The organism is Pseudoalteromonas sp. SIMBA_162, assembly GCF_046535955.1.
Lineage (GTDB): Bacteria > Pseudomonadota > Gammaproteobacteria > Enterobacterales > Alteromonadaceae > Pseudoalteromonas > Pseudoalteromonas marina.
The window spans coordinates 1-230 of sequence record NZ_JAWJBQ010001380.1; the positions used below are offsets into that span (position 1 = coordinate 1).

The 230-nt window shown below is 69.1% G+C and carries 1 protein-coding gene; it reads left to right on the forward strand.

All coding sequences use genetic code 11. The annotated features are described in order from the left end of the window. On the forward strand, window positions 1-230 hold a 230-nt coding region (locus tag R0J88_RS24125; RefSeq protein ID WP_410901475.1), incomplete at both ends, for a DUF5924 family protein.

Here is a 230-nt window from a genome sequence, read left to right on the forward strand (position 1 = left end):
CTGTGCGTGTTCGTGGTGGTACTGGTCACCCTGCCCCTGCTGCTGGAACTGACCACGGGTGAGAGCCTGCTGGCCGCCTGTGCCGCCATGAGCCTGTTCGCGCTGCCCAGCGTCGCCAACCTGCGCATCGCGCGTGGGGTGGTCGGCGGTCTCGCGATGATCGGCATCAGCGTGATGCTCGCGGTAGGCGCATGTGGGCCACGCGCCTGCATTCCGCCCGCCACGCTCTG